Source organism: Streptomyces sp. YS-3, assembly GCF_045257485.1.
Classification (GTDB): Bacteria; Actinomycetota; Actinomycetes; order Streptomycetales; family Streptomycetaceae; genus Streptomyces.
The window spans coordinates 1-4,642 of record NZ_JBJHPC010000562.1; the positions used below are offsets into that span (position 1 = coordinate 1).

A 4,642-nucleotide genomic window follows, 5' to 3' on the forward strand; every position below is an offset into this window, starting at 1 on the left:
CCCTCGCCCTCGGTGCCCCGCTCCACCGGGCGCGATCCGGCCGCGGCCGAACTGGTCGACCTGTCCGACGGACTGCACGACGCGGCCCTCGTCCTCACCCCGCACCTGAACACCGACGGCAGCCTGGCCGACTTCCGCATCCACCACGCCAACGTCCACTTCAAGGACCCGGCCGGCCGTCCGCGCAGCGCCCTCAACGGCGGGCTGCTGCTGGAGACGTACCCCATGGCCATCGGGGGCAGCGACCTCTACAACCACATGGAGCGGGTCTACGCCACCGGCGAGCCCCTGCGCGTCCAGCGCATAGCGCTCACGACGCTGGTCGACCAGGTCCCCCTGCAGCTCGTCGCCGACATCAGCGTCACCCGTCACGGCAGCAGCCTGCTGGTGATCTGGCGCATCGAGGACGAGACCGCCCGCCTCGCCAGCCTGCTCCAGCACGCCCAGCGGCTCGGCCGCATCGGCGGCTTCGAGGAGGACCTCGCGACCGGCGAGATCACCTGGAACAGCCAGCTCTACGCCCTCCACGGGCGGCCCCCCACACAGGGCCCCGTCCCCCTCAAGGACCTCGCCGCGCACGCCCACGCCGACGATGCCATCGCCATCGGCCGGTTCCTGCGCACCATCCTGTTCCACCAGCGCTCCGCCACCGTCGCCTTCCGGCTCCAGCGCGGCGACGGGGTCACCCGGCACATCCGCATCGTCGCCGAACCGGTCCTCGACAGCGAGGGGCACCTGCTCCGCATCCGGGGCGCCTACCAGGACATCTCCGCCCAGCACTGGACCGAGGTCGCCCTGGCGGCCACCCGCGACCAACTCGCCCAGACCGCGCAGGAGTCCGCCGAACGCAACCGGCTGGCGCTGCAACTCCAGCACGCCATCATGCCGCCGGCCCACGGCCCGCTCCAGGTACCAGGTCTGCAGGTCGCCGTGCGCTACCGGCCCGCCGAGTCCGAGGCCCTGGTCGGCGGTGACTGGTACGACGCCGTCGTCCTGCCCTCCGAGCAGATCCTGCTGTGCGTCGGCGACGTCGCGGGCCACGGCATCGACGCGGCCACCGGCATGGTGATCCTGCGCAACGCCCTGCGCGGCCTGGCCATGACGGGGGCGGGACCGGGACAGCTCCTGTCCTGGCTCAACAACGTCGCCCACCACCTCACCGACCAGGTCACGGCCACCGCCGTCTGCGCCCTGTACGACCCCACCACCCGTACGCTGCGCTGGGCCCGCGCCGGACACCTCCCCCCGGTCCTGGTCCGCACGGACCGGGCGAGCGCCCTGCCGCTCACCGGGGGCCTCCTGCTGGGAGCGCTGCCCGAGGCCGCCTACGAAGAGGACGAGATCCAACTCCAGCCGGGCGACACCCTGCTGATGTACACGGACGGCCTCGTCGAGCGACGGGACACCGCGATGCAGGAGTCCCTCACGCAGTTGCTGACCAACGCCCAGACCCCGGTCGACGGACTCAGCCAGCGCCTGGACCGACTGCTGACGTACAGCAAGTCCGACACCGACGACGACACCTGCCTCATCGGCATCGAGGTCCTTGAGGAGCGGTCGGCGTGACCGAAGGGGCAGGGGCGCAGACGCACCCCTGCCCCGGACCGTCACACGTGCCCGGCGGACGGGCCGCTCAGCCATGACGACCACGCCCCGGCCCACCCCCGTTTGACCTTGACACAGTGACAAGGCCTTCACTGCTTGCCGAGGAGGTGGTCCCATGACGATCACGCAGCACACCACCGAGACGGTCCGAGCACTCCAGGGGCTGGAGGACGCCCGGTCCTCCGTACGGCTGCGGGCCGCTCTGGAGGTCGGTACGGCGCCCGATCCGCGCTTCGTCGACAAGCTCGTCGAGCGCTGCGCGTGCGAGCCCGAGTTCTTCGTCCGCGACATGCTGACGTGGGCGCTCACCCGTCACCCGGTGTCCTTGACGCTCCCGGCGCTGCTCCGCGCCCTCGGCTCCGAGCAGGCGCAGGCGCGAAGCCAGGCGCTGCACACCCTCTCCAAGATCGGGGACCGGCGGGCGTGGCCCTCGGTCACCCCGGCGCTGCTGGGCGACGCGGACGAGGAGGTGGCGCGGGCCGCCTGGCGGACCGCGGTCGTTCTCGTACCGTACGGCGAAGAGCCCGCCCTGGCAGCGGTGCTGACGACGCAGCTCGGGCGCGGTGAGCGGGAGACCCAGCTCAGTCTGAGCCGGGCCCTGGTCTCGCTGGGTGAGGCGATCGGGCCGGCTCTGCACGCGGCGACGGCCGACCCCGACCCACGTGTGCGCGCCCACGCGCTCGCCACCGAGCGGCTGTTGCACGACCCGGACGCCGGGTTCGGGTTCGCCGTCGAGGAGGCGAAGCGCGTGGTGGCCCTCGGCGGGGACGGCGGGGACGGCCGCGAGGGAGAATGAGACGTGTTGATCGGTGAGGTGGCGCGACGCTCCGGGGTCAGCGCCCGCATGCTCAGGCACTACGAGTCGCTGGGTCTGGTGCGGCCCTCGGGGCGTACCGGTTCCGGATACCGGGAGTACTCCGGCGCGGACATCCGGCGGATCTTCCAGATCGAGAGCCTGCGCTCGCTGGGGCTGTCGCTGCGGGAGATCGGGCGCGCCCTCGACGATCCCGGCCTCACGCCCTCGGCGCTCGTCGGCGACCTCATCGACCAGACACGGACACGTATCGCGGCGGAGACCGAACTGCTCACGCGGCTGTGCCGGATCGACGCCGCGGAGCCCGACGACTGGGCGGACGTCCTCCAGGTCGTCGCCCTTCTGCAGGCACTGGGCTCGACGAGCGCCGACGCCCGCCAGCGTGCCGCCCTCTCCTCGGTCGACGGCGTTTCGGTGCCGGTCGAGGCCCTGGTCGAGGCGGTACTGGGCGAGCCCGATCCGAACGTCGCCGGAGCCCTGCGCTGGGCGCTGGCGCGAGCGGGCGACGGCGGCCCGGACCTCCTGGCAAAGGGGCTCGCCTCCCCGGTGGCGGCCGTGCGCGAACGTGCCGTCCGGTCCCTCGCCGAGCTGCCCGGCGACGAGGCCGCCGAGCGGCTGCGGGACGCCCTCGCCAGCCCGGACGCGGTGGTCCGGGGTCAGGCGGCTGTGGCGCTCGGGACACGTGGAGTGGCCGCCGCGGTTCCGGTGCTCGTCGACATGATCGTGGAGGGCCGGAACGACACCGACGCCGCCGACGCTCTGAGCGTGCTGGCGAGCGACACCGCCACGGCGGAGCGGATCGCGGCCCTGCTCGTCGACCGTCTGGGCAGCGGCTTCAGCGAATCCACCGGTCAGCCGGCCCGGGGGCGGCTGACCCAGGCGTTGGCCGGCATCCCGGGGGCGACGGCGTCGCGTGCCCTCGCGGAGCTGTCGTCCGACAAGGACCGTGCCGTCGCGCTGACCGCGGTGTATCTCCTTCGACTGCGGGACGCGGGCTGACCGACCGGGGCCGCGCTGTGGGGCCGGCCGCGCCCTCCTCCGGGGTGTGACCGGCCGTGGGCCTCCCGCGCATGGGCGAACCGGTCAGCCGGAGCCCGTGTAGACGAACAGTTGCGGGGACCAGCCCGTGCAGTTGCGTCCCTGGCCCTCGTCGATCGACTGGGCGCAGGCACGGACCTTGAAGTTCCAGCTGCCGATTTCGGGGTTGTTCCAGGTCGCGACCCGGTCCGGCCCCATGCGCACCTGCCAGCTGACCCAGTCGCGCCCGGTCGGATGGGCGTACGACACCTCGTAGTAGGCGAACTGGGGGCTGCTGTAGCCGCCGTAGTACAACTTGAGTGTGTTTGCGCACCTGTCGTACCGGCCGCCTATGTACGGGGAGCGCGTGTGCTTGTACTTCGTGGGCGTGCCGCCGACGCCGGTGTTCCGCTCCTCGGGCGGATAGCCGTCGCGGACGGTGCACTGCCGCTGGGGGGCCGTGGCCGATGTCTGCGCGGCAGCCGCGCCGGGCGCGAGCGCCAGACCGGTCGCCATCATCAGCGCCGTGCACAAGAGGGCCGGCGTACGACGCCGGACGAGGATGTTCATGACCGCTCCCTTCGTCACCGCAGAGCCTCGCGGGTGATGACGGGACGACGGAGTGACGGACACTCCGCGCCAGGCCGGCTCCTCTGCGGAGGCCGGGGCAGTTGCGGTGGTCCCTCACTTCCGAGAATAACGGGAAGCACCGTGTCTGACGACCCGTGCCTCCCTGCGTACCGGCCGGTAGAAACGCCTGGTCGCACGGGCTGTGGGAGCGTCCCCCGGGTGGGCAAGAGGCCCACGCCGGGGATGAACTCGTCGCCCTGTCCGGCCGCCGCCACCACGGCGCCGAACCGGCCGTGCGAACCCCACTGCCCCGCAGGCGTGTTGAGCGAAGTCGAAGGCGACGTCGGCTCTCGCCATTGGCCCAGCCGGGCTACTGCCGTCAGGACGCGACTCCTTGGGGCCATGGCACGTATGACACACCGGAGAAGCGGAGAACGCCGGACGGGTGTTGAGTAATAACGAAAGGCCCTTACTGGGGCATTACGGTAATTGAAAGGTGTTCCACCGTGCATCTGTTCCCCCGTCACCGTCGTCCGCTGTGGCCGCTCGCCCTCATCGCTGCGGCCGGGGTGATCGCCGCGGCGCCGACCGCCGCCGCCACCCCGAACGCGTCCACCACCACCGCCGCGACCGCCG

4 protein-coding genes are annotated in these 4,642 nt (G+C 72.3%); 3 read left to right on the forward strand and 1 reads right to left on the reverse strand.

What is annotated here, in order from left to right:
- From ACJA3G_RS30705 to ACJA3G_RS30715, 3 genes are all read left to right on the forward strand, one after another.
- Positions 1 to 1,566 (forward strand): PP2C family protein-serine/threonine phosphatase (locus ACJA3G_RS30705; RefSeq protein WP_406556306.1); only part of this gene is annotated, 1,566 nt, incomplete at its 5' end.
- Between the two features lie 154 nt (positions 1,567 to 1,720).
- Entirely contained in the window at positions 1,721 to 2,401 is a 681-nt protein-coding gene (locus ACJA3G_RS30710; RefSeq protein ID WP_406556307.1) for a HEAT repeat domain-containing protein, read from the forward strand.
- 3 nt (positions 2,402 to 2,404) lie between these two features.
- A complete protein-coding gene (locus ACJA3G_RS30715; protein ID WP_406556308.1) occupies positions 2,405 to 3,418 on the forward strand; it encodes a MerR family transcriptional regulator in 1,014 nt (337 codons plus the stop codon).
- A gap of 84 nt (positions 3,419 to 3,502) precedes the next feature.
- On the opposite strand, the gene ACJA3G_RS30720 is transcribed toward ACJA3G_RS30715, so the two are convergent.
- The gene (locus ACJA3G_RS30720) at positions 3,503 to 4,006 is read right to left on the reverse strand and encodes a hypothetical protein (RefSeq protein ID WP_406556309.1); all 504 of its coding nucleotides are present in this window, start codon (positions 4,004 to 4,006) and stop codon (positions 3,503 to 3,505) included.
- Between the last annotated feature and the right edge of the window lie 636 nt (positions 4,007 to 4,642).

Bases quoted from the DNA above. Each gene is read 5' to 3' on its own strand.
- ACJA3G_RS30710 (WP_406556307.1), top strand. From the start codon at position 1,721: ATGACGATCACGCAGCACACCACCGAGACGGTCCGAGCACTCCAGGGG.
- ACJA3G_RS30720 (WP_406556309.1), bottom strand. From the start codon at position 4,006: ATGAACATCCTCGTCCGGCGTCGTACGCCGGCCCTCTTGTGCACGGCG.